At 66.2% G+C, this 23150-nt stretch carries 18 protein-coding genes, 2 tRNA genes and 1 pseudogene; 8 read left to right on the forward strand and 13 right to left on the reverse strand.

Going from position 1 to position 23150, the window contains the following annotated elements:
- Positions 1–426 precede the first annotated feature (426 nt).
- From NIBR502772_RS18575 to NIBR502772_RS18595, 5 genes are all read right to left on the reverse strand, one after another.
- Entirely contained in the window at positions 427–693 is a 267-nt protein-coding gene (locus NIBR502772_RS18575) for a hypothetical protein (RefSeq protein WP_168223572.1), read from the reverse strand.
- Positions 694–1000: 307 nt separating this feature from the next.
- Positions 1001–1074, reverse strand: a tRNA-Met gene (locus NIBR502772_RS18580).
- Positions 1075–1136: 62 nt separating this feature from the next.
- Positions 1137–1208 (reverse strand) — tRNA-Thr (locus NIBR502772_RS18585).
- Between the two features lie 235 nt (positions 1209–1443).
- Positions 1444–3675 (reverse strand): DEAD/DEAH box helicase, encoded by a 2232-nt coding sequence (locus tag NIBR502772_RS18590; RefSeq protein WP_141141267.1) that lies wholly within the window; start codon positions 3673–3675, stop codon positions 1444–1446.
- 406 nt (positions 3676–4081) lie between these two features.
- Positions 4082–4738: an MOSC domain-containing protein gene (locus NIBR502772_RS18595; RefSeq protein WP_141141268.1), complete on the reverse strand. Its 657-nt coding sequence runs from the start codon at positions 4736–4738 to the stop codon at positions 4082–4084.
- 171 nt (positions 4739–4909) lie between these two features.
- Between NIBR502772_RS18595 and NIBR502772_RS18600 the strand changes: the two genes are divergently transcribed.
- Genes NIBR502772_RS18600 through NIBR502772_RS18615 form a run of 4 tightly spaced genes read left to right on the forward strand, consistent with a single transcriptional unit; the run spans position 4910 to position 9490 of the window.
- A complete protein-coding gene (locus tag NIBR502772_RS18600) occupies positions 4910–5503 on the forward strand; it encodes a Tat pathway signal protein (RefSeq protein ID WP_141141269.1) in 594 nt (197 codons plus the stop codon).
- A 2-nt stretch (positions 5504–5505) separates the two neighbouring features.
- Positions 5506–6717, forward strand: coding sequence for a glutathionylspermidine synthase family protein (locus NIBR502772_RS18605; protein ID WP_141141270.1), 1212 nt, complete (start codon positions 5506–5508; stop codon positions 6715–6717).
- Positions 6718–6748: 31 nt separating this feature from the next.
- Positions 6749–8272 (forward strand): APC family permease, encoded by a 1524-nt coding sequence (locus NIBR502772_RS18610; RefSeq protein ID WP_141141271.1) that lies wholly within the window; start codon positions 6749–6751, stop codon positions 8270–8272.
- Between the two features lie 9 nt (positions 8273–8281).
- Positions 8282–9490 carry an acyl-CoA dehydrogenase family protein gene (locus NIBR502772_RS18615; protein WP_141141272.1) on the forward strand — a complete coding sequence of 403 codons (1209 nt, stop codon included), beginning with the start codon at positions 8282–8284 and terminating at the stop codon, positions 9488–9490.
- A 36-nt stretch (positions 9491–9526) separates the two neighbouring features.
- Here NIBR502772_RS18615 and NIBR502772_RS18620 read toward each other — a convergent pair whose 3' ends face one another.
- Both NIBR502772_RS18620 and NIBR502772_RS22870 read right to left on the reverse strand, forming a co-directional pair.
- Entirely contained in the window at positions 9527–9985 is a 459-nt protein-coding gene (locus tag NIBR502772_RS18620; protein WP_246848826.1) for a TetR/AcrR family transcriptional regulator, read from the reverse strand.
- Positions 9986–10138: pseudogene (locus NIBR502772_RS22870) on the reverse strand (TetR family transcriptional regulator); the annotation flags it as partial. It lies immediately after the preceding gene.
- A 172-nt stretch (positions 10139–10310) separates the two neighbouring features.
- On the opposite strand from NIBR502772_RS22870, the gene NIBR502772_RS18625 reads away from it, so the two are divergent.
- Positions 10311–13484, forward strand: a complete 3174-nt coding sequence (locus NIBR502772_RS18625; RefSeq protein WP_141141274.1) for a glycoside hydrolase family 2 TIM barrel-domain containing protein — start codon at positions 10311–10313, stop codon at positions 13482–13484.
- Here the strand turns inward: NIBR502772_RS18625 and NIBR502772_RS18630 are convergent, their stop codons facing one another.
- The 5 genes from NIBR502772_RS18630 to NIBR502772_RS18650 form a co-directional block, all read right to left on the reverse strand.
- Entirely contained in the window at positions 13485–14801 is a 1317-nt protein-coding gene (locus NIBR502772_RS18630) for an MFS transporter (protein WP_141141275.1), read from the reverse strand.
- Positions 14798–15286, reverse strand: coding sequence for a helix-turn-helix domain-containing protein (locus tag NIBR502772_RS18635; protein ID WP_141141276.1), 489 nt, complete (start codon positions 15284–15286; stop codon positions 14798–14800). Before NIBR502772_RS18635 ends, NIBR502772_RS18630 begins: the two co-directional genes overlap by 4 nt.
- A gap of 79 nt (positions 15287–15365) precedes the next feature.
- The gene (locus NIBR502772_RS18640) at positions 15366–16529 is read right to left on the reverse strand and encodes a cystathionine gamma-synthase (RefSeq protein ID WP_141141277.1); all 1164 of its coding nucleotides are present in this window, start codon (positions 16527–16529) and stop codon (positions 15366–15368) included.
- 13 nt (positions 16530–16542) lie between these two features.
- A complete protein-coding gene (locus tag NIBR502772_RS18645; protein WP_141141278.1) occupies positions 16543–17928 on the reverse strand; it encodes a cystathionine beta-synthase in 1386 nt (461 codons plus the stop codon).
- A gap of 43 nt (positions 17929–17971) precedes the next feature.
- Positions 17972–18364: a VOC family protein gene (locus NIBR502772_RS18650; RefSeq protein ID WP_141141279.1), complete on the reverse strand. Its 393-nt coding sequence runs from the start codon at positions 18362–18364 to the stop codon at positions 17972–17974.
- A 131-nt stretch (positions 18365–18495) separates the two neighbouring features.
- Here NIBR502772_RS18650 and NIBR502772_RS18655 point away from each other — a divergent pair, with 131 nt between their 5' ends.
- The 3 genes from NIBR502772_RS18655 to NIBR502772_RS18665 all read left to right on the forward strand — a co-directional run bounded on the left by NIBR502772_RS18655 (position 18496) and on the right by NIBR502772_RS18665 (position 21335).
- A complete protein-coding gene (locus NIBR502772_RS18655) occupies positions 18496–19467 on the forward strand; it encodes a DNA-3-methyladenine glycosylase (protein WP_141141280.1) in 972 nt (323 codons plus the stop codon).
- A 96-nt stretch (positions 19468–19563) separates the two neighbouring features.
- Positions 19564–20532 (forward strand): ATP-binding cassette domain-containing protein, encoded by a 969-nt coding sequence (locus tag NIBR502772_RS18660; RefSeq protein WP_141141281.1) that lies wholly within the window; start codon positions 19564–19566, stop codon positions 20530–20532.
- Positions 20532–21335 carry an ABC transporter permease gene (locus tag NIBR502772_RS18665; protein ID WP_141141282.1) on the forward strand — a complete coding sequence of 268 codons (804 nt, stop codon included), beginning with the start codon at positions 20532–20534 and terminating at the stop codon, positions 21333–21335. The genes NIBR502772_RS18660 and NIBR502772_RS18665 overlap by 1 nt, the downstream gene beginning before the upstream one ends.
- Here NIBR502772_RS18665 and NIBR502772_RS22875 read toward each other — a convergent pair.
- Complete coding sequence (locus NIBR502772_RS22875) at positions 21328–23010, reverse strand: LuxR C-terminal-related transcriptional regulator (RefSeq protein ID WP_246848583.1); 1683 nt, start codon at positions 23008–23010, stop codon at positions 21328–21330. The genes NIBR502772_RS18665 and NIBR502772_RS22875 overlap by 8 nt on opposite strands.
- Positions 23011–23150 lie beyond the last annotated feature (140 nt).

Here is a 23150-nt window from a genome sequence, read left to right on the forward strand (position 1 = left end):
GGCATTCTGGTACATGGGTCACATCATCTTCCTGCTCCCTATTTTTGGCGATGGCAGGGCTGTCCTCTTGTCCCTTACTAAGATGCGGGCCGTGCTGTAGCTTGCAAACGGCCTGACCGTTCTTGCTATGCCGGGCAATGGCGCGAGGCAAACGGGGGTCTTCCCCGGCCCGCGCCAAGCCATCCTTCGTCTCAGCAGCACCTGCACCAGGTAGACGTAGAGGCAATTGCCGCATAGATCCACGAGCCCTGTTGGCGGTCCGTCAGGATCAACACCGCAAGGATGAGCACCTATGCCCACCACAGAAGGTTTAGCGGCTCATAGTGGCCGCATGCGTCGTCTCGCGTGACATCCCAACCAAGTCACCCACGGTGAGGTCGGCGACCGTCTTCCAGCCGATAGGTGTGGCAACGCGGTGCGTAAGCGTCAGCGCCGGCCCTCCGGGAACCGCGGCCACCCTTCGGCCGCGGGCTGATTCAGTCGACCTGCACAGACCATCTGGTCATTCCGTTCGGGTCCGGACCCCTTCCGTGGACTCAGGGACGCCCCGGTTGTCGAGGGTTTGCCGTCGATGCCGACCTTGAAGGCATCCGCAGTGGTGTCGACGGCCCGGCTGGCGGCTGCCCGGACCAGCGGCAGGTAGTGGGATGCAGCGTCTGCCGTCGACTGCTCACCGCGCTTGGTGTGGGCCACTGCAACCATGTTGCGGTTGTAGGCCCGGTCCAGACGGCTGAGGGTTCTAGCTGGTGGCAGCCGACCTGGGCGCTTTAGGCGATCTAAAGGCCTTAATTCGACGGACGGTACGATCCGCGGCACACCAAGACGATGCGGCCGTAGAGGGCCACCGAGGGGCTACCGTGGCCACGACAGCCCAGCCCCCTTCCGGGAGCAGCCATCTACAGCCACCCCTCGGAGAATCTGAGAGACGCCTCTATTACGTGAGTCGTCATTCAAGACAGAAAAGCCCCCGGAATCTCGGGGATTCCGGGGGCTTAGCCTGTAGCGGTGGGGAGGCTCGATCTCCCGACCTCACGATTATGAGTCGTGCGCTCTAACCAACTGAGCTACACCGCCACGAATGAGAAAAACCTGCGCCAAGCCGGTCAAAAACCGCCTTGACACAGGCCCTCATCCAGAGCCCCCCACCGGAATCGATCCGGTGACCTCGTTCTTACCAAGAACGCGCTCTACCACTGAGCTAGGGGGGCAACGAGTAAATACTCTACCGGAAGATTTGGCCACCAACAAATCGGCTCCAGAACGACGCCCGCGGCGCCAAAAGTGCCGGAAATCCGGGCGTTCGGCGCCCTCCGGACGGCCCTTGAACCGGCCCGGAGACGGATCCCTGAGGGGATGTGACCAAGCCAACTTAAGCAGCAACCTTAAAGCAGAACGGGCCGGCAAGAAGCCGGCCCGTTCCCAGTTCACTTTAGGAAGCTGTGGTTACCACTTGTTGCGGGGCTTGAAGCCGCCTTCGGTGCGCGGCTTGCGTGCAGCGTCGGTGCCCACGCTGCGCTCGTTGCGGTCGCTGAAGGAGCGGCCGCCGCGGTCAGCGGAGCTACGCTCGCCGTCGGTCTTGCGGAATTCCTTCTTGAACCCGCCGTTGCCCTTGAAGTTGCCGCCACGGTCGCCGCCCCCGGCGCCGCCGCCGGAGTAACCACCACGGTCGCCACCGCCACGGTTGCCCTGGTAACCGCCGCGGTCGCCGCCGCCACGGTTGCCCTGGTAGCCGCCACGCTCGCCGTCGCCGGAGGGCTTGCGGCCGTTGTCCAGCTCGAGGTGGATCAGCTCGCCGCCGATCCGGGTGCGGGACAGCGCCTTCAGCTGGTCGGCGCTAAGGTCCGCCGGGAGCTCCACGAGGGAGTGGTCGGCGCGGATGTCGATCCCGCCGATGTTGGCCGAGGAGATGCCGCCTTCGTTGGCAATGGCGCCCACGATGGAGCCCGGCATAACGCGCTGGCGGCGTCCGACGGCGATCCGGTAGGTGGCATTGCCTTCGGTGAGCGTACGGGTCGGGCCACGTGAGCCGAAGCCGTCCTTGGAGCGCTCGCGCTTCTGGAAATCGGGAGCTGCAGCCAGTTCCTTGACGAGCAGAGGCTGACCGCCCTGGGCCATCACGGCCAGCGCAGCAGCGATCTCCGAGGCCGGCACGTTGTGCTCTTCCTCGTAGGAGGAGATGAGGTCGCGGAACGCGGCAACGTCCTCGGACTCGAGGGTTTCCGTGATGCGCTCGGCGAACTTGCCCAGGCGCAGCGTGTTGACGGTCTCGGCCGTGGGCAGGTGCATCTGCTCCACCGGCTGGCGGGTGGCCTTTTCGATGGAACGCAGCAGGTACTTCTCCCGCGGCGTCATGAACAGGATGGCGTCGCCGGAACGGCCTGCACGGCCGGTGCGGCCGATGCGGTGGACGTAGGACTCGGTGTCGTGCGGGATGTCGTAGTTGACCACGTGGCTGATGCGCTCAACGTCAAGGCCGCGGGCAGCGACGTCGGTGGCCACCAGGATATCGATGCGGCCTTCCTTCAGCGCCTCGACAGTGCGTTCGCGCTGCTGCTGCGGGATGTCGCCGTTGATGGCGGCAGCCTGGAAGCCGCGGGACTTCAGCTTGTCAGCCAGGTCCTCGGTAGCCATCTTGGTGCGCACGAAGGCGATAACGCCGTCGAACTCTTCAACCTCGAGGATGCGGGTCAGGGCGTCGAGCTTGTGCGGGCCCATAACCTGCAGGTACCGCTGGCGGGTGTTGGCGCCGGTGGTGGTCTTGGACTTGACCGAGATCTCGGCCGGGTTGTTCAGGTACTGCTTGGACATGCGGCGGATCTGGCTCGGCATGGTGGCCGAGAACAGTGCAACCTGGCGGTCCGACGGGGTCTGCTGGAAGATCTGCTCCACGTCTTCGGCGAAGCCCATGCGCAGCATTTCGTCGGCCTCGTCCAGCACCAGGTACTGGAGCTCGGACAGGTCCAGGGAACCCTTGGAGATGTGGTCGATCACACGGCCGGGAGTACCGACAACAACCTGAGCACCGCGGCGCAGGCCGGCGAGCTGGGGGCCGTAGGCGGAGCCGCCGTAGACGGGGAGGACGGTGAAGTCATCGATGTGCTTGGCGTACGAGGTGAAGGCCTCAGCAACCTGGAGCGCGAGCTCGCGGGTCGGAGCCAGGACCAGGGCCTGGGTCTTGCGTGACGGGCCGTTGAGGTCGTGGAGCTCGGCCAGGCGGGACAGGGCCGGTACTGCGAATGCTGCAGTCTTACCGGTGCCGGTCTGGGCGAGGCCCACAACGTCGCGGCCTTCAAGCAGCAGCGGGATGGTTGCTGCCTGGATGGGGGAAGGCTTTTCGTAGCCGACATCCTGCAGGGCAGCGAGGACGCGGGCATCAATGCCGAGATCGGCGAACTTGACGCCCTCTTCTTCGGCTTCCTCAGCCTTGGCGGGTGCCTCTTCGGTCTTAGCTACGGGAGCTTCTTCAAACTTGGCAGCAGGCGCCTCGGTCTGAGCGGCAGGCGCTTCTTCGACCTTGGCGGGGGCTTCTTCAGCGGGAGCGGCGGGCGCTTCAGCTTCGGTAGCGGCGGGCTCTGCTGCGGGGGCAACGGCCTCGGTGAACTCGACAGCGACGGTTTCGGCAGTTACTGCTTCGGCGGTGATAGCTGTCTCGTCGTTGGTCTGATTTTCAGGCATAGGGAAATTTCCTCATCCATAGGGGGCCAGGCGGCACAACCCGAGGTGAGCGGAGCCGCAGTACAATGTGCCGTGGGTGCCGGGCATACATTGACCGGCCGGTCACTTAGAAGTCCGGCGCTTTCGCAATCCCGTGGCAGGACTTCCCGCTGCATCTCTTGGCTGCTATCTCAGCAGTCTGTACAGCGTTTTCTTTAGCCGGCTCTCCCTATGAAAATGCCCGCATCACATTAGCGGGCCCCAACACTTGCCAGTCCTGCCTCAAAAATTGGGCAGGAATAAGGGATTTCCGGAGTGGGGGATATTTCTAGTGTAGGGTACGGATCCGCTTTGCGGCTAATTGAACGTTCGACGGCGGCGGTGAGCTTGCGCACATGGCTCCCCTACCAGCCACTCCAACGGGCCGCTACGGGGCCAACTGCCGCTGCAGCCGCTGGAACTTTTCCTCGTATTCGGGCTGCTGCAGGCGGATCTCGCGGTCGGCATCGGCATCCCGCAATGCCTCCATGGACTCCAGGTCAGGCTCGCTGAACCACTTGCCTACGGTGATTCCGTGCTTGGGCACAAAAATGCGGTGGATGTGGTCGCCGGTCTGGATGCTGCCGGTGCGGATCACCCTTAGGTAGGCGCCCACGCGCCCTGCCTCCGTGAATCGCTTAACGAAGCGGGGCTCGTCAAAGCGCCGCTGGAAGGTTGCGCAGGGCGTTCGCGGGGAGGTCACTTCCAGCTCCACCTCCAGCCCGATCTTCCAGCGCTCCCCGATGACGGCGCCTGTGGTTTCGATGCCGGCCACCCGAAGGTTTTCGCCAAAGATGCCCGGCGGAAGGTCGCGCTGGAGCTCGCCGGCCCAGTAGTCCGCGTCGTCCTGGGAGTATGCGTAGATGGCCTGGTCCTCCCCGCCATGGTTGATCCGGTCGGCCTGGACGTCACCGTGCAGGCCCAGCTTGTGGACGCGGACGGGGCCGTCCACCGGGCGCTTGTCGATGGCCGTGACTCCCACGTTCCCCTCATCGGCGAGGAGCTGGTGGACGCGGCAGACGGCAAGCACAGATGCGGTTTCCATGGCTCCAGTGTAGGTTCCCGGGCGGACATTGAACCCGGGCGGCAGGGTGGGGACTTCTCCCCCGGTTTCCGCTCGCAGCCGGCCGGGCCAGCGGCTAGGCTGAACTCAGGATTTGAGCTTCCGGCGCACAGCTGCGCCCACATTCAGCATGGACTACCAAGGGGGGACGTCATGGACCCGGAAAAGGACCAAGGCAACGGTCCGGACAAAGACCAGGCCAAGGACCAAGGCACCGGTCAAGGCAAGGACCAGGGGGCGCCGAAGCCGCCGCCGTGGCAGGTACCCAAGCCTGAGCTGCGTCCTGAACTCCTGAATGAACCCATTCCCACGGTTGATCCCTTCGCCCGGGACCGCGAGCGCCAGACCCATGATGCGGCCGCGCGCAAGAAGCGTTCCCAGCGGCGGACCGTTGTGGTGGGGTTGGGAGTCACGGCCCTCCTTGCCGGCACGATCACCGCCGTCGTGGCCAGCAACCAGGATGAGGCCGACTACGCCCAGGTCTGTTTCAATGACGAAACCGGCGAGCGCGTGGAAGATACGCAGTGCAACAGCTCCGCCGGACGCAGCGGCGCACTCTACGCGTGGTACTTCTACTCCCGCGGCGCCAGCGTTCCCGGGGTGGGCCAGAACCGGTCCGCGTACCCGAGCTACACCAGCACCATCCCCAGCGGCGCCAAGGCTTCCACCGGGTACAGCACCAAGGGCGGAACGGTCAGCAGGGGCGGCTTTGGCAGCAGCTCCAAAGGCGGAAGCACGGGGGGCTAGGCGTGAAGCGGTTGTTATCGGAGCCCAGGCCTGATTGGAAGCAGAAAATCGAAGAGCAGGGCCTGGTCTTCTCCACCACCGCCATGCCCGACGGTAAGAAGATCGAATACTGGAACGAGGCGGCCTACTACGAATTCACCATGGACGAGGTGGAGACGCTGGAGGTCACGGCCGAGGACATGCACAAGATGTGCCTGGAGGCAGCCAAGTTCCTGGCCACGGGCGCCATGGGGAACATCGGCATCGGCCCGCAGGCGCTGGAGCTCGCAGCTGAGTCTTTGCAGGCCGCGGACATGGATGTCTACGGGCGCTTCGACTTTATCTATGACGGTCAGGGCGGACCCGCCAAGATGCTCGAGTACAACGCCGACACCCCCACCGGCCTGATCGAGGCCGCCGTCGCGCAATGGTTCTGGCTGCAGGACGTGTTCCCGGAGAAGGACCAGTGGAACGGCATCCACGAGGCCCTGATCCGGCAGTGGAAGAAAATGCAGTACCGCACCGGCATGAGCACGCTCCACATAGCCCATTCCGAGGCTGAGGAGTCCGGCGAGGACTGGATGACGGCCGCGTACATGCGGGACGTGGCCAGCCAGGCGGGCTGGACCACCATCGGCATCAATATGTCCGATATCGGCTGGGATCCCAACCTGAACCGCTTCGTGGACCTGGACAACTTCATGATCAGCACCATGTTCAAGCTGTATCCCTGGGAGCTGATGATGAAGGAGCCGTTCGGGCACCGGCTGCTGCAGCGCGCACATAATCCCCGTTGGGTGGAGCCTGCGTGGAAAATGCTGCTCTCCAACAAGGCCTTGCTGGCTGCTCTGTGGCACCTGTACCCGGACCACCCCCACCTGCTGCCGGCCTACCTCAACGAGCCCGGACCCCTGAAGGAATGGGTGGCCAAGCCGCTGCATGGGCGCGAAGGCGACAATATCAAGATCCATGCGCCGGGCATCAGCCTGGAGCAGCCCGGCGGGTACGGCCGAGAGGGCTGGTGCTACCAGCAGTTCCATGCGTTGCCCGACTTCGACGGCAACCACCCCGTCCTTGGCCTCTGGGTGGTGGATGGCGAGTCCGTGGGCTGCGGGATCCGCGAATCGGACGGCCCCATCACCGACTACTTCTGCCGTTTTGTGCCCAACACCATTGACGCCCCGGCGCCGCTTTCAGCGCAGGCCCACTCCAGCAAAGCAGGTATCGCACTATGAGCACCCTAATATTCCAGAGCCCGGTGACCGTATGAGTGCGGAGACGACGACGGCGGGCGGCGCTTCCGGCGGACCGTCCGGCGGTGCCGTCCCCGACAAGGGGCTCCGTGCGGGGATCCTGGACCTCGGCGACTCAGTCATGCTGGGCCTCGCATCCACGGCGCCCGTGTATTCGCTGGCCGCCACGCTGGGCCTGATCGTGGCCGTCAACGGGAACTACACTCCCCTGATCCTGGTCCTCGGGTTCATCCCCGTCCTGTTCATCGCCTACGCCTTCCGGGAGCTGAACAGCGCCATGCCGGACTGCGGCACAACGTTCACCTGGTCCCGCCGGGCGTTCGGCCCGTGGGCGGGTTGGCTGGGCGGCTGGGGTGTTGCCCTGGCCGGCATCGTGGTCCTGGCCAATCTCGCCCAGGTGGCAGGCCAGTATCTGTGGCTGCTGATCGGCGACGGCTCACTGGCGGAAAACAAGGTGGTGGTCACCGCCACCGGCGTGCTGTTCATCGTGTTTATGACCCTGGTGAACTACCGGGGCATCCGGCTGGGCGAGCATGTCCAACGGGTGCTGACGTATGTGCAGTATGTCTCGCTGGGCATCTTTGCGCTGGCCATCATTGTGCGGATCGCGGGCGGTGCGCCCGAGGGCCAGGCCTTTGACATCGAGTGGTTCAACCCTGCCGGTGCCTTCGCGGACCCCTTCGCCGTGGTGCACGGTTCGCTGCTTGCCCTGTTCATTTATTGGGGCTGGGATACCTGCCTGGCCGTGAACGAGGAGACCGAAAACCCGACCACTACGCCGGGGCGTGGCGCCGTCATTTCGGCCTTTGTCCTGGTGGCCATCTACGTCTCGGTGGCCTTGCTGGTGATGATGTACGCCACGGTTGGCACCGAGGGCATTGGCCTGGGCAACGAAGCGAACCAGTCCGACGTCTTCCTGGCGATGAAGGACGTGGTCCTGGGTCCGTGGGGCTGGCTGATTGTGGTGGCCGTGCTGGCCTCGGTCCTGTCGTCCACGCAGACCACCATCCTGCCCACGGCCCGCGGCACACTGTCGATGGGCGTGCACGGTGCGCTGCCGCCGAAGTTCGGCGAAGTCCATGCCCGCAACCAGACCCCCGGATTCTCCACCCAGGTCATGGGCGCCGCCGCCGTGGTGTACTACGTGGCCATGAGTTTCCTCAGCGAAAACCTGCTCTCCGATTCCATCAGCGCCATCAGCCTGTTCATCGCCTTCTACTACGCGCTGACGGGCTTCGCGTGCTTCTGGTATTTCCGCGCCACCCTCCGGAGCTCAGCCCGCAATCTCTGGTTCCGGGGCATCCTCCCCCTGCTCGGGGCGCTGATCCTCACGGCGGCGTTCTTCATTTCCGCTGTCCAGATGTGGGATCCGGCCTACGGCGACACCCAGATCTTCGGCGTCGGCGGGGCGTTTGTCAGCGGCGTGGTGCTACTGGCCCTGGGCGTTGTCCTGGCCGTTGTCTGCAGGTTCCTGCCGTCAACGCGGGAGTACTTCACCGGGAAGCCGGCGGCGGCCGCCACACCGACGTCGGCCTAAGATACTCAGATGAGCGACGCTGACGTCACTGCCGAAGTACTTGCCTCACCGGACCCATCGGACATCCTGGCCCTTGATGCGCTGCTGAGCGCTGACGAGCGTGCGCTCCGGCAGCGGATCCGCGACTTCACCGACCAGCGGATCAAACCAAACATCGCCCGCTGGTACGACGACGCCGTCTTTCCGCTGGAGCTCGCTCCCGAACTCGGCGAGCTGGGCGTCCTGGGGATGCACCTGGAAGGGTACGGCTGCCCCGGCCGTTCCGCCGTCGAATACGGCCTGGCCGCGATGGAACTTGAGGCCGGCGATTCCGGGATCCGGACCTTCGTCTCGGTGCAGGGGTCCCTGGCCATGACGGCGATCCACAAATGGGGTTCGGAGGACCAGAAGCAGGAGTGGCTCCCCCGGATGGCCGCCGGCGAAGTGATCGGCTGCTTCGCCCTGACTGAGCCCACGGCAGGCTCCGACCCGTCCTCCATGACCACTGTCGCCCGCCGGGACGGCACCGGGGACAGCGCCGGCTGGATCCTGGACGGTGCCAAGCGCTGGATCGGGCTGGCCTCCGTGGCCGGGGTGATGGTGGTGTGGGCCCAAACCGACGACGGCGTCCGCGGCTTCCTGGTGCCGGCCGGTACGCCGGGCGTGACCGCAACGCCCATTACTCAGAAGCTCTCCATGCGCGCTTCCATCCAGTGCGATGTGGTGTTCGACGGCGTCCGGCTGGGACCGGAGGCCATGCTGCCGGCCGCCATGGGCCTGCGCGGGCCATTTACGTGCCTGAACGAGGCCCGCTACGGGATCATCTGGGGTGCCATGGGCGCCGCCCGTGATTCTTACGAAGCCGCCCTGGCGTATTCCCAGGACCGGCTGCAGTTCGGCAAGCCGCTGGCCGGGTACCAGCTGACGCAGGAGAAGCTGGTGAATATGCTGCTGGAGATCCAGAAGGGCACCATGCTGGCCTACTACCTGGGGCGCCTCAAAGACGAAAGAAAACTGCGGCCCGAGCAGATCTCGCTGGGCAAGCTGAACAACGTGCGCGAGGCCATCAAGATCGCCCGCGAGGCCCGTTCCATCCTCGGTGGCAACGGCATCACGCTGGACTACTCGCCGCTCCGGCACGCTGCCAACCTGGAGTCAGTCCGCACCTACGAGGGCACCGACGAGGTCCACATGCTCGTCCTTGGTCAGCACATCACCGGCCTCGGCGCGTTCCGGTAAGCCCGCCCGCCCCTCCCCAACTGATATATAGGGCGGTTATTCGGGGAGGATGACCAGTTCGAGGTAGCCCCGCAGGCACCCTGCCATGTCGACGCTCTCGGGCGATAGCAGCCACTGTGTCTGGATGCCGTCCCACAGCGCAATCAATGATGCCGCGGCGGCTTCGGGTTCCACCCCGGGGCGCAGCCGCCCTTCCTCGGCGAGCTGCTCAAACCGACGGGCGTAGCTCCGCCGCAGCCGTTCAAATCGTTCGATGAAGAATTCGCGCCCCGGATGGCCGTCCGTGACAGATTCCGCGCAGAGCACGGTGTACAACTCAATGACGCCCGGGATCTCCTCGTTGAAGCGTGCCTGGCGAATCACGGCATCGACCAGCGCTTCCTCCGGATCGGGAAGTGTGGTGCCATCGCCGGTATGCGAGTCGCGCCAGTTGAGCACGGCCAGCAGCAGATCGCTTTTCGATGGGAAGTAGTGCAGGAGGCTCGTCTGGCTCATTCCAACGCGGTCGGCAACGTCCTGCAATGAGCCTCCGCGGTATCCGCGGGCCGCAAACACAGCGTGCGCAGCACCAAGTATCGCGTTCCGGCGTTCCGCCGACTTCGCGTACGGTCCCCGCCGGGAGGGCCTGCTCGCCTCGTTTGTGGTCATGGCAAGCCAGTGTACAGGCGGAAATGCGGACAAATTCAAAACTCGAGTGACTACTCGAGTTTTGTGTTAGCCTTGCTCGTGTCGGCCCCGGACGTGGCGGACGTCACAGCATCGCCATGGTGGTCCTGCAGCGCTTCTGGCGCGGCGGGCTTACAGAAGGAGCAGTCAAGTAATGTCCCAGTCCACAGCATCCGGGCGCCCTGCCGATGTTTCCTACATCACGGACCGCGGACCGGGTTCGGGCAGGCGGACAGCCGCCCGCTCCTGGCTGCACAGCGACGCCCCTACCCAGTCACTCAACGGCAACTGGCGCTTCCGGCTCCTGCCCGGTGCACCCGGAACCCCCGGAGGCCGCGGCGCGCTTCCCGCCGGCGAGGCTCCCGAGGGCGTCGCCGAGGAGGCCTTCGATGACTCGTCGTGGGACGAGATCGCCGTCCCGGCACACTGGGTGCTGGAAGGCGACGGGCGTTATGGGCGGCCCATCTACACGAATGTCCGCTTTCCCTTCCCCACCGATGCACCCAACGTCCCCGACGAGAATCCAACCGGCGACTACCGGCGCACGTTCGAACTGCCGGAGTCATGGACCGAAGCCGAACGGATCCTCCTGAGGTTCGACGGCGTCGAGTCGCGGTACAAGGTATGGGTCAACGGGGTGCCTATCGGCGTCGGCGTCGGGAGCCGGCTGGCTCAGGAGTTCGACGTAACCGGTGCGGTGCGCCCAGGGACGAATGTGGTGGCGGTCCGCGTGCACCAGTGGTCGGCGTCGAGCTATCTCGAAGACCAGGACCAGTGGTGGCTGCCGGGCATCTTCCGCGACGTGACGCTCCAGGCTCGGCCGGCGGGCGGCATCGACGACGTCTGGCTGCGCACCTCGTTCAGCGGCTCCGGTGATTCCGGCGCCGGCACCATTGACCCTGAAATCACGGCAACCGGTGACGCCTTTCCGGTGACGCTGTCCCTGCCGGAGCTGGGCGTGGACGTCACGTGGACCTCCGCGGCGGACGTTGCCCCGGTGGCGATCGACGCCGTCGAACCCTGGTCTGCCGAGATCCCGCGGCTGTATGACGCAACGGTGAGCAGCGCTGCCGAAACACTCTCCCTCCGCCTGGGCTTCCGCACGGTGGAAATCGTGGGCGACCGCTTTCTGGTCAACGGCCGGCGCGTGGTGTTCCACGGCATGAACCGTCATGAGACCCATCCCGACCGGGGCCGCGTCTTCGACGAAGAATCTGCCCGCGCCGATCTGGCCCTTATGAAGCAGTTCAACGTCAATGCGATCCGCACCAGCCACTATCCGCCCCATCCCCGGTTGCTGGACCTGGCCGATGAAATGGGGTTCTGGGTGGTCCTCGAGTGCGACCTCGAAACGCACGGATTCCATGCCCAGCAATGGGCCGGCAATCCCAGCGACGATCCCGCCTGGCGCGAAGCCTTTGTGGACCGCATCGAGCACACCATCGAGCGCGACAAGAACCACCCCTCCATCGTTATGTGGTCGCTCGGCAACGAGGCCGGCACGGGCGCCAACTTGGCAGCCATGGCCGCGTGGGCCCATGCCCGCGACACCGGACGCCCCGTGCACTATGAGGGTGATTACAGCGGCGCCTACACGGACGTCTATTCGCGGATGTACTCCTCCGTGCCCGAGACCGAGGCGATCGGACGCGACGACACCGGCTCCCTGCTGCTCGGCTGTTCCGCCGCCGAGTCGGCCCGGCAACGGACCAAGCCCTTCATCCTGTGCGAATACGTTCACGCGATGGGCAACGGCCCCGGCGCCATCGACCAGTATGAGGACCTCGTTGACCGCTACCCGCGGCTGCACGGCGGGTTCGTCTGGGAATGGCGGGACCACGGCATCCGCACACACACGGCAGACGGCACCGAATTCTTCGCCTATGGCGGCGATTTCAACGAGGTCATCCACGACGGCAACTTCGTGATGGACGGAATGGTCCTCTCCGATTCGACACCGAGCCCGGGACTGTTCGAATACAAGCAGATCGTGGCGCCGATCCGTTTGGGCTTCGGCACCGACGTGCCCGCCGGAACGGCGTCCGACGGCGGTGCGCGGCGATTCTTCACGGTCGCCAACCTGCGGCACTCGGCGGACGCCTCCGACGTCGTGCTCCAGTGGCGGACCGAAGTGGATGGGGTCCGCAGCGACTCAGGCGAACTGGCAATCGCCGGCGCGTCCGGCAAGGCGCTTGCGGCCGGCGAATCAGTGACCCTCGCGCTACCGGAATTTGCCGTCTCAGGTGCCGTCCCAGGTAAAGGTGAGAACTGGCTCACCGTTGAAGCCGTGCTCCGCAAGGACACCGTCTGGGCTCCGGCCGGGCATGTGATTTCAGCGGCCCAGCTGGATCTCTCGGTGCCGGCGGCCCCAGTTCAGGCGCCGCGTCCCACGGCTTCCGTCGGCAGAACCGGCTCCTTGAGTGCCGGGCCTGCGGGTGCAAGTTCCTTGCGAACCGGAAAACTGAACCTCGGACCCGCGGTCTTCGAGGAGGGCCGGCTCGTGTCGCTGGGCGGTTTGTCTGTGGCCGGTCCCCGTTTGGAGCTCTGGCGCGCACCGACGGACAACGACGAAGGAGCAGGCCACGGCAGTTACGATCTTGGCGACCCGTGGCAGAACAACGGAAACGGCGTACTGGCCCCGCCGTCGGCCGCTGTCTGGCGCAAAGCAGGCCTGGACCGCCTGACCGCCCGCGTGGAAAAGATCGTTGCGAACGACGAATCCGTAGTGGTCCGGACGCGGTATGCGCCGGCGGACAGCGCCGACTCCGTGACGGTCGAAGAGCAGTGGCAGCTCGCGGATGGGGAGCTTTGGCTTCGCCTGGACATCGTCCCCAGCGCTGGCTGGAACATGATCTGGCCACGCATCGGCGTCAGGTTCGATTTGCCCGGCTCCGTGGATGGCGCGTCGTGGTTCGGTGCCGGGCCCCGCGAATCGTATCCGGACAGCATGCACGCGGCCCTGATTGGGCGGTATTCAGCAGCAATCGACGACCTCACGGTGACGTACGCGAAACCCCAGGAGAGCGGGCACCGCAGCGCCGTGCGTTCACTTGACCTGAACAATGAGGGGGCGCCCTGGCTGAGGATCGAGACGGTGGCGGATGCCCGCGGGCGCCGGCCCGGTTTCACTTTGGCCCGTCACACGGCACAGGAGATCAGCTCCGCAGCCCATCCCCACGAGTTGCCTCCGAGCGAGCACAGCTACCTCTACCTGGACGCCGCCCAACATGGGTTGGGTTCACGGGCCTGCGGCCCGGACGTCTGGCCGGACTTCGCCCTTCGTCCGGAGGCCCGCACGCTGACGCTGCGCATCGGGACTGCCGGGTAGCTACGCAGCTCCGACCGGGACGGGTTCCTTGGCGCCTGCGTCCTTGCGGATGGTCGCGCTGATCACGGCGGCGATGGTGCACATGGCGGCCGCGCCGAACCAGGCGTAGGTGTACTGGCCGGTGGCGTCCCGGATGGCACCGGCGCCGAGGGCGGCGGCGGCCGCGCCCAGCTGGTGGGCCGCGAACACCCAGCCGAACACCACGCTGCCGTCCGCGCCGAACGTTTTCCGGCAGATTGCCGCGGTGGGCGGTACCGTCGCCACCCAGTCCAGGCCGTAGATCACCACAAAAACGATCATGCTCGGCTGGACGGTGGCGCTCAGGAGCAGCGGCAGCACGAGCAGGCCGATCCCCCGGAACTGGTAGTAGACGGCCAGCAGGATTTTGGGGTTGTACCGGTCGGTCAGCCAGCCGGACGCGATGGTGCCCAGGATGTCGAAGATCCCGACGACGGCGAGCAGCCCGGCCGCTGTGGTTTCGGGCATGCCGTGGTCGTGGGCGGAGGGGATGAAGTGGGTGCCGATCAGCCCGTTGGTAGTGGCCCCGCAGATCGCAAAACCGGCCACCAGCGCCCAGAATGTCCGCACTTTGCTGGCCCGCTTGAGTACCTGGAGGGCGCGCACTGCGGCGTTGCTGCTGCGCCCGCTTTCCACGGCAGGGGCGGCGGCAGACTCAGCCGTTCCCTCCTCAGGTGCCGTTTCACCGTAAGGCAAGGCGCCGACGTCGGCCGGTGAGTTCTTGAGGAACTTCAGCACCAGCGGCACCACCGCCAGCGCGCCGGCGGCGATCAGCAGCGAGGCCTGCCGCCAGCCCGGATCCTGGGCCAGCATGGCGATGAACGGCAGGAAGACCAGCTGGCCCGCGGCGCTGCCGGCGGTCAGGATGCCGATCACCAGGCCCCGGCTCTTGGAGAACCAGGTGTTGGCGATGGTGGCGGCGAAGACGAGCGCCATGGAGCCGGTGCCCAGCCCGATCAGCAGGCCCCAGGTCAGGAGGATCTGCCAGGACTCGGTGACCAGGACCGTGAGCGCACTGCCGGCGCCGATCATCACCAGGGCGGTGGCGGTGACGGTCCGGATCCCGAACCGTTCCATCAGGGCAGCGGCGAAGGGGGCGGTCAGGCCAAACAGCACCAGGTTGATGCTGACGGCTGCGGACAGCACGGTGGTGGACCAGCCGAACTCCTGCTGCAGCGGCACCATGAGGACACCCGGGGCGGCCCGGAATCCGGCGGCGCCAACGAGGGCCAGGAAGGCGACGGCCGCGACGATCCAGGCGGGGTGCAGCCGGCGGCGCGTGGTTTCGGTGGCACTCATGCGGCCGTGGCCAGCTGCACGGGCGCGTCCGTCCGGGTGAGGCTGTGCCAGCTGGTGTTGGCGGCAGTGAGCCGTTCCCCGCAGCCGGTGCAGGTGTCCGCGGAGCTGGTCCGCTGGCCGCAGCCGGAATGGATGACGTACATATGGGCCTGGTCAGACGGCGCCGGGAGGTGCTTTTCCGCCCACATGACCACGGCGTTCAGGACCGGGAGGGCGTCCTCACCCTTAGGAGTCAGGACGTACTCCTGGCGGGGGCGGCCGCCGTCGTCGTACGCCTTCTTCTCAAGCAAGCCCGACTCCACGAGACCCGCCAGGCGCCTGGTGAGCACGGAATCCGCGACGGCCAGCCGGGACTTCATGGCGTCGAAGCGCCCGTTGCCGAAAAAGACCTCGCGGAGCACCAGCATGCTCCAGGGGTCACCCAAAATGTCGAGACCTCGTGCCATGCTGCAGTTGCGCTGGGACCAGTCGGAGCGGAGAACCATAAAGGCACCCTAGCTAACTTTCTTGAAGAAAGCCAGAGTGCCTTTGGCTGGCGAGCGCGGTGCTACTGGAGGGGCGCTGCTACTTGAGGAAGGTGAAGGCGCGCTCGAGGTCGGCGATGAGGTCTTCCACGTCCTCGATGCCGCAGGACAGCCGGATCAGGTTGACGGGAACCGCCAGTTCCGTGCCCTTGACCGATGCGTGGGTCATCTCGGACGGGTAGTTCATCAGCGATTCGATGCCGCCCAGGGATTCCGCCAGCGTGAACACCGACGTGTTTTCCGCGACCGTGCGGGCCGCCGCCTCGCCGCCCTTGAACTGGACGGAGACCATGCCGCCGAACTTCTTCATCTGCTTCTTCGCCAGCTCGTGGCCGGGGTGGGACGGCAGGCCCGGGTACAGGACGGCCTCCACCTCGGGGCGCTCGAGCAGCCATTCGGCCACGGCCTGGCCGTTGTCGCTGTGCCGGTCCATGCGCACGCCGAGTGTCTTCAGGCCGCGGGTGGTGAGGAAAGCGTCCATGGGGCCGGACACCGCACCCACCGCGAACTGCACAAAGCCGATCTTCTCCGCGAGGTCCGCGTCGTTGACCACGATGGCGCCGCCCACCACGTCGGAGTGCCCGCCGATGTACTTGGTGGTGGAGTGGACCACGACGTCGGCACCCAGGGCGAGCGGGGTCTGCAGGTAGGGCGACGCGAAGGTGTTGTCCACCACGAGGAGGGCCCCGGCGTCGTGCGCTATTGCGGCGAGCGCCTCGATGTCGGTGACCTTCATCAGCGGGTTGGAGGGGGTCTCCACCCAGACGAAGCGGGTCTTGTTCGCGGCCACGGCTTTGCGCACCGCGTCCAGGTCCGCCATGTCCACGGGGGTGTTCCCGATCCCCCAGTCGCCGAGCACGCCGTTGATCAGCCGGTACGTGCCGCCGTACGCGTCGTTGCCGAGCACAATGTGGTCGCCCGGCCGGGTCAGCGCCCGAATGAGGGAGTCCTCCGCCGCGAGGCCCGAGCTGAAGGAGTACGCGTGGCTTCCGCCCTCGAGCGCCGCGAGCTGCTCCTGCAGGGCGTCGCGCGTGGGGTTGGTGCCACGGCCGTATTCGTAGCCGTCGCGGAGCCCGCCGATGCCGTCCTGGGCGTACGTGGAGCTGAAGTGCACCGGCGGGACCACGGCGCCGGTGCGGGGCTCGAAGGCCTGGCCGGCGTGGACGGCGCGCGTGTTGAAACCCTGGTTTTCAGAAACAGACATGGAGTTCCTTTAGCTAGTTGCTGAGGTAGGCGAGGAGGTCGTGGCGGGTGAGGATTCCCACGGGGGCGCCGACGAATGTCACCATCACGGTGTCCACGTCGGAGAGCAGTTCGCGGGCTGCGGAGATGGTTTCCAGCGAGCCGATGACCGGCAGGCGGGGGCCCATGTGCTCTGAGATCTTGTCCGTCAGCTTGGCCTCGCCGCGGAACAGCTTGGAGGTCAGGCTGCGCTCATCCACGGCGCCGAGGACCTCGCCCATCACCACCGGCGGTTCCTGCGAGAGGACCGGGATGTGGCTGACACCGAACTCGTTCATGATGTTGATGACGTCGCGGACGGTCTCGTTGGGGTGGATGTGGACCAGGTCCGGCAGCTCGCCGGTCTTGGACTTGATGACCTCGCCCACTGACGTCTCCTCGCCGCCGGAGAGGAAGCCGTAGGAACGCATCCACTGGTCGTTGAAGATCTTGGCCAGGTAGCCGCGGCCGGAGTCCGGGAGGATGACCACCACCACGGCGCTTTCCGGGAGGTCGCGGGCGGTCTGCAGCGCAGCCACCACCGCCATGCCGGACGAGCCGCCCACCAGCAGCCCTTCCTCGCGGGCCAGCCGCCGCGTCATGGCGAAGGAATCGGCGTCGGTGACGGCGATGACGTCGTCCGGGACGGATTTGTCGTAGTTCGCCGGCCACATGTCCTCGCCCACGCCCTCGACGAAGTACGGGCGCCCGGTGCCGCCGGAGTAGACCGAGCCTTCGGGGTCAGCCCCGATGATCCTGACCCGGCCGCCGTCGGCCTCCGGACGGTCCGCCGAGATCTCCTTGAGGAAGCGGCCGGTGCCGGTGATGGTGCCGCCGGTGCCGGCGCCGATCACGCAGTGCGTCACCGTGCCGTCCGTGTCCCGCCAGATTTCCGGCCCCGTGGTCTCGTAGTGGCTGCCGGGGGCGGCCGGGTTGGAGAACTGGTCCGGCTTGTAGGCGCCCGGAATTTCCGTGACCAGTCGGTCCGAGACGCTGTAGTAGCTCTGCGGGCTGTCCGGGGCCACGGACGTGGGGGTGACCACCACTTCGGCGCCGTAAGCCTGAAGCACCGCGCGCTTGTCCTCACCCACCTTGTCCGGCACGACGAAGATGCATTTGTAGCCTTTTTGCTGGGCCACGAGCGCCAGACCCACGCCGGTGTTGCCCGACGTCGGCTCAACGATGGTCCCTCCGGGCAGGAGTTTGCCGGTCCGTTCGGCCTCTTCGATCATTTTCACCGCGATGCGGTCCTTGATGGAACCGCCGGGATTGATGTATTCCAGCTTGACCAGGACTGTGGCTTTGAGGCCTTCCGTCACGTGGTTGAGCTTGATGAGCGGCGTGTTTCCGATGAGGTCCAGGACGGACTGCGCGTACTTCATAGGTACAAAGTTACCGCCTGCCGCCACAGGTCCTGCCCGGGGCTCAGCTCCCTGCCGAGGAATCTGTGTGCCAGAGGCCCAGGGTGTTGCCCTCGGTGTCCTTGAAGTAGGCGTAATAGCCCATGCCGGGAACGGCGTCCTTTGCCTGGGCGACAGTACCTCCAGCGGATTCGACCTGCGCCAGCGCGGCGTCCACGTCCTCCACATCGATGGTGATGATGGGGGTCTTGAGGTTGTCCGTGCGGGGGAACAGGGCCCCGTTGATGGCCCCTGGCGCGCTTGGCATGCCTGTCTGTTCGTCCGACGGCGTGGTGATGGCGATGGTGTAGTCCATCTCCTGCATGGGGGTCAGGGTCCAGCCAAACGCACTTTGGTAAAAGGTGTTGGCGCGTTCCTTGTCGTCGGAGGGGATCTCGAAATGCACAACTCCAGCCACAGCATGCTCCTTTGAATGCGAGGGGAAGACGCGGACTCCCCGCGCCACACGTTGGAGTCTAGTCCTGGCATCTTCGGCCTGAAAGGGGCTCCGGAAGCTGCGTTGCCAGCCCATCGTGGGACCATGAATACATGACCATCCTTGACGCTCCGGCCCGGCTTGCCGCCGCCGCGGATGCGTCCCTGCGGTGGCATCCGGACGGCCCGTACAGCCTGCACCAGACGCTGGGAACGCTCCTGCGGGGTACCGGAGATCCGTCGTTTTCGTTCCGGCCGGACGGGTTATGGATGGCGTTTACGACGCCGGACGGCCCGGTCACGCTGCGCCTCACCGCGGCTGCGGATGGGGCTGTTGACGCCCAGGCCTGGGGTCCGGGTTCCGCCGCCGGACTCGCCGGCGTGCCCCGGCTCCTGGGCGCTGAGGACGATTGGTCGGCGTTTGACGAACCGGATTTCCACGCCACGCTCCCCCGGATGGTCCGTGATGCCCGACGCCGGAACCTGGCTGTCCGGCTGCCCTCCACCGGGCGGGTGGTTGATTGCCTCGTGCCCACCATCCTTGAGCAGAAGGTCACCGTCATTGAGGCCCGCCGCGGCTACCGGTACCTGATGTACCGGTTCGGCTCGCCGGCTCCGGCGGCAGGAAGCGCGGCGCCGGAAGGGCTCCGCCTCCAGCCCACGCCTGAGCAGTGGCTGCGCATCCCCTCGTGGGAATGGCACCAGGCCGGCGTAGGACCCCAGCGTTCGGCGACCGTCATGCGGGCGCTGCGATCCGCCGTCGCGCTTGAACGGCTGGCCGCCCTTCCGTCCGCGGAGGCGGCAGCAAAGCTGCAGGTGATTCCCGGTATCGGGGTGTGGACCGCGGCCGAAGTGGTGCAGCGGACGCACGGCTGCCCGGACTCCATTGCGGTGGGCGACTACCACCTCGCCGCCTATGTGGGCGCCGCCCTCACCGGCCGCCGGACGGACGACGCCGGCATGCTGGCCTTGCTTGAGCCGTGGACGGGGCACCGGCAGCGTGTGGTCCGGATGATCGGCCTGAGCGGCTTCCGCAAACCGACGTTCGGGCCGCGCATGACCATCCAGGACCACCGCCGGCACTGACGGTTCCGCCGTGGACTCGGGCCGCGGATGGGTATAGCGTGGCGCCATGGAGCCCGCACCAGAGCCCCGGAATTCCGAATTCTCTGGGAGTCAGCCATGATCCACACTGACAAGCTAACCAAGACATTCACCGTCAAGAAGGAAACGGTAGAAGCCGTCAAGGGGGTCGACATCGATGTTGCCCCGGGCGAGCTTGTGGCGTTCCTTGGCCCGAACGGTGCGGGCAAATCCACCACCCTGCGCATGCTCACCACCCTGCTCCGGCCCACGTCGGGCACGGCAACCGTCGCGGGTGTGGACGTCACAGCGGACCCGGCCGGCGTACGCGCCCGGATCGGCTACATCGGCCAGGGCAACGGCGGCGGGCACAGCTTCCGGGTCATCGACGAACTGATCATGCAGGGCCGCTTCTACGGTATGAACTCCACGGATGCCGCTGCCCGGGCACACGAGCTCCTGATCTCCATGGACCTGGCCGACCTCGCCAAACGCACCGTGGTCAAGCTGTCCGGCGGGCAGCGGCGGCGGATGGACGTGGCGCTGGGGCTGATGCACTCCCCGCGGCTGCTGTTCCTGGATGAACCGTCCACCGGCATGGACCCGCAGAACCGGGCCAACCTGTGGGACCACATCATGCGGTTGCGCGCCGAGCACGGCACCACCATCGTCCTCACCACGCATTATATGGACGAGGCCGATTTGATGTCCGAGCGCGTGATCGTGATTGACCACGGCCAGATCATCGCCGATGACACAGCTGCCCGGCTGAAGGCCAACCTGGCCGGCGACCTGCTCGCCGTCGAGGTGGCGGCGGAGTCCGCCGCGGGCGTGCGCGGGCTGCTGGGCCGGGCCGCTGCGGGCGGTGAGGTCAACGAAAACTCGTACGACGGCGTGGTCCGCTTCCGCCTCCGGCTCACCGAAGGCGCCCGGCTGGCACCGGCGCTGCTGCAAGAAATGAACGACGCCGGTGCTCCCGCCCAGTCCCTGGAGCTGAAACCGCCCACCCTGGACGATGTATTCCTGGAGCTGACCGGCCGCAATCTGCGGGAAGGAGCAAACCGCTGATGGCTGTGCAAAGCACCGAGGTCCTGGAAAAGCCAGGCCTGGTCCAGATCCTGCATGACACCAGGTTCGTCTTCTGGCGCGAGATGCTGCTGCCGCTGCGTGACCCGTTCTCGCTGATCTTCTCGCTGCTCCAGCCGCTTGTATTCCTGGGTCTCTTCGGCCCGTTGCTCGGCGCGGCCGTGGGGGCACCCGCATTCGGCGGCCAGTCCACGCTGCAGTGGTTCCTGCCCGGCGTCGTGGTCATGATTGCCCTGTTCGGCACGTCCATGACGGGCTCCAACCTGCAGTACGAGCTCATGACCGGTTCTTATGAGCGCATCCTGGCCACGCCGCTGTCCCGCTCGTCGCTGATGATCGGGCGGGCGCTGAAGGAATGGGCGCCGCTGGTGGTGCAGGGCCTGCTGATCGCCCTGGTCTGCATCCCGTTCGGCTTTGTCTTCTATCCGCTGCACGTGCTGTTCGGCCTGGTCATCCTGGGGATCTTCGGGATCGGGCTCGGCGCCCTCTCCTACGCGCTGGCGCTGGTATCGCAGAACAAGGAGTGGATCTTCTGGGGTGTGCAGCAGACGCTGCTCTTCCCGCTGATGATCCTGTCCGGCATCATGCTGCCCATCGAGGCAGGGCCGGACTGGATGAAGACCGCCAGCCTCTTCAACCCCCTGACTTACCTGGTCAACGCCGAACGGGAGCTGTTCTCCGGCAGCGTCGGGACCGACACGCTCCTGGGCCTCCTCGCCGCATCGGCGACGGCCGCCGTCGGGCTTGTAGTGGGTGTGCGGGCCATCAACCGCAACATCAATTAGAGCCCAGGCGGGCGGCGTAAGCAGCGGCTTCAGCACGGTTGCGAAGGCCCAGCTTCTCCAGCACACTGCTCACATGGTGGGCCACCGTTTTGCTGCTGATAAACAGCTGCCCCGCAATTTCAGGATTTGAATAGCCCTCAACCAGCAGCCCCAGAATTTCATGCTCACGCCGGGTGAGAATACCTGCCTCGCGGGGAACGGACCGGCCCCCGGCGCCCCACGATCGCAGCAGTGCCGCTGCCGTATCGGCATCATGGGACGCCCCCAGCCTGTCCATCGCTGACAGGGCAGCGCGGGCTTCGGAGATAGCGAGTGTGGGCTGGACTTGGGCTAAAACACGCGCAAGTTCCAGTCGTGTGCGCGCGGCTTCCAGCGGAAGGTCCAAGTGCCCGAACCACTTGAGGGCGTCCTCAAAATACAACGTGGCAGGCTCCAGCCGGCCCTCGGCGGCTGCAACCCGGCCCCTAGCCAGAGCGGCATGCGCGGACACCAGGCATACTCCTCCGGCGCTGGCGTCAAGGTCGCCAAGGTGCTCGGCGGCCACTGCAGCAGCGGCAGGATTGCCTGCTGCCAGCTGTGCCTGCACCAGCAGGCTGCGTGCGCTCGCTGTTTCCAGAGAGGTCCGGTGCCCGCCGGCGTGCAATGTCGGAACGACGTCGCCGGTACCCTCATTTTCCGAACGAAGCCAACGCTCGGCCAGTGCCACGGCCGCCACCGGTTCGTTGCTTCCGAGGGCCAGGCCCGCCGCCACCAGGCTGGTCTCGACCGGAGCGCCGATCCTCTCGATCAAGGCCTTTGCCTCGTCGAAATGCCCTTGGCGCACGCGGAGTTCGGCGAGGCTCGCGATGGCCCTGTGGTACATACCGGGGAAGACGTCCTTCGTACTCGCCGCCGCATGCCGCAGCTCGTCCTCGGCTTCGGCCCAATGACCCGTCAGCAGGAGCACCCGCCCGTGGACCATGCGGCACTGGGCGTAAAGGTATGGACAGCCGTAGGTCCTCATGTAGTCATCCGCAGCCAGCGACCACTGGGTAGCCCGCCCGAGGTCGCTGAGCAGGTCGCAGACCGTCAGCATCGAGCAGCTCGCCATGACCACCGTATAGAACGTCGTTCCGTCGCCACCCAGGGCGCTGGCCATGGCCTCATCCACACAGCGAAGCCCGGCCTGGACGTCTCCACCCTTGACCAGGACGACCCCGCGCTCCGCAAGCGCACAGACTGCCAGGTCCGGGTCGCCCAACTCATGCGACGCGGCCAGCGCTCTGTCGATCAGGTCGCGGCAGCGATGGGCATCCGTAGCCAGCAGCGCCGCACAATAATCAACCCACGCAAGGGACAGTCCGTCGTCGGGTCCGGCCATGCTCTCCGCACGGGCAAGCCAGCCCCGCGCCGCCGCCTCGTTGCCGAGGGACATTCCATAGACGAGGCACAGCCATACGGCGGAGTCGATGGCCTCCGGAACATTGCCCGCGCGGCGGCTGGCGGCGTAGGCGCGCTCACGGCAGCGGACGCTTTCACTGAGCTCACCGAGGAAAAAGAGGGCGTCGCCCAAGCCCGCGAGCGTGGCCGACGATCCGGTGCCTGAGAGGACCTCCTCAAAGGCGGCGCGCGCATCCGCCCACCGCCCCGCTTCCAGTGCCGCGTAGCCCCTCGCTGTCACTTCCTCCAGCGTCACGCTTCAATTACAGCACTTCACACTGCCGTTCCCTAGGACGGAACTTCGGGCGCGGCCGAACCGAATCCGCCTGATGGGCGCTGCCGGCATCGGCCACAAAATGGGTCAGTTGACCGATCCGCCCGTCCTTGAAGCCGGGC

Source organism: Pseudarthrobacter sp. NIBRBAC000502772, from assembly GCF_006517235.1.
In the GTDB taxonomy this organism is placed as follows: Bacteria; Actinomycetota; Actinomycetes; order Actinomycetales; family Micrococcaceae; genus Arthrobacter.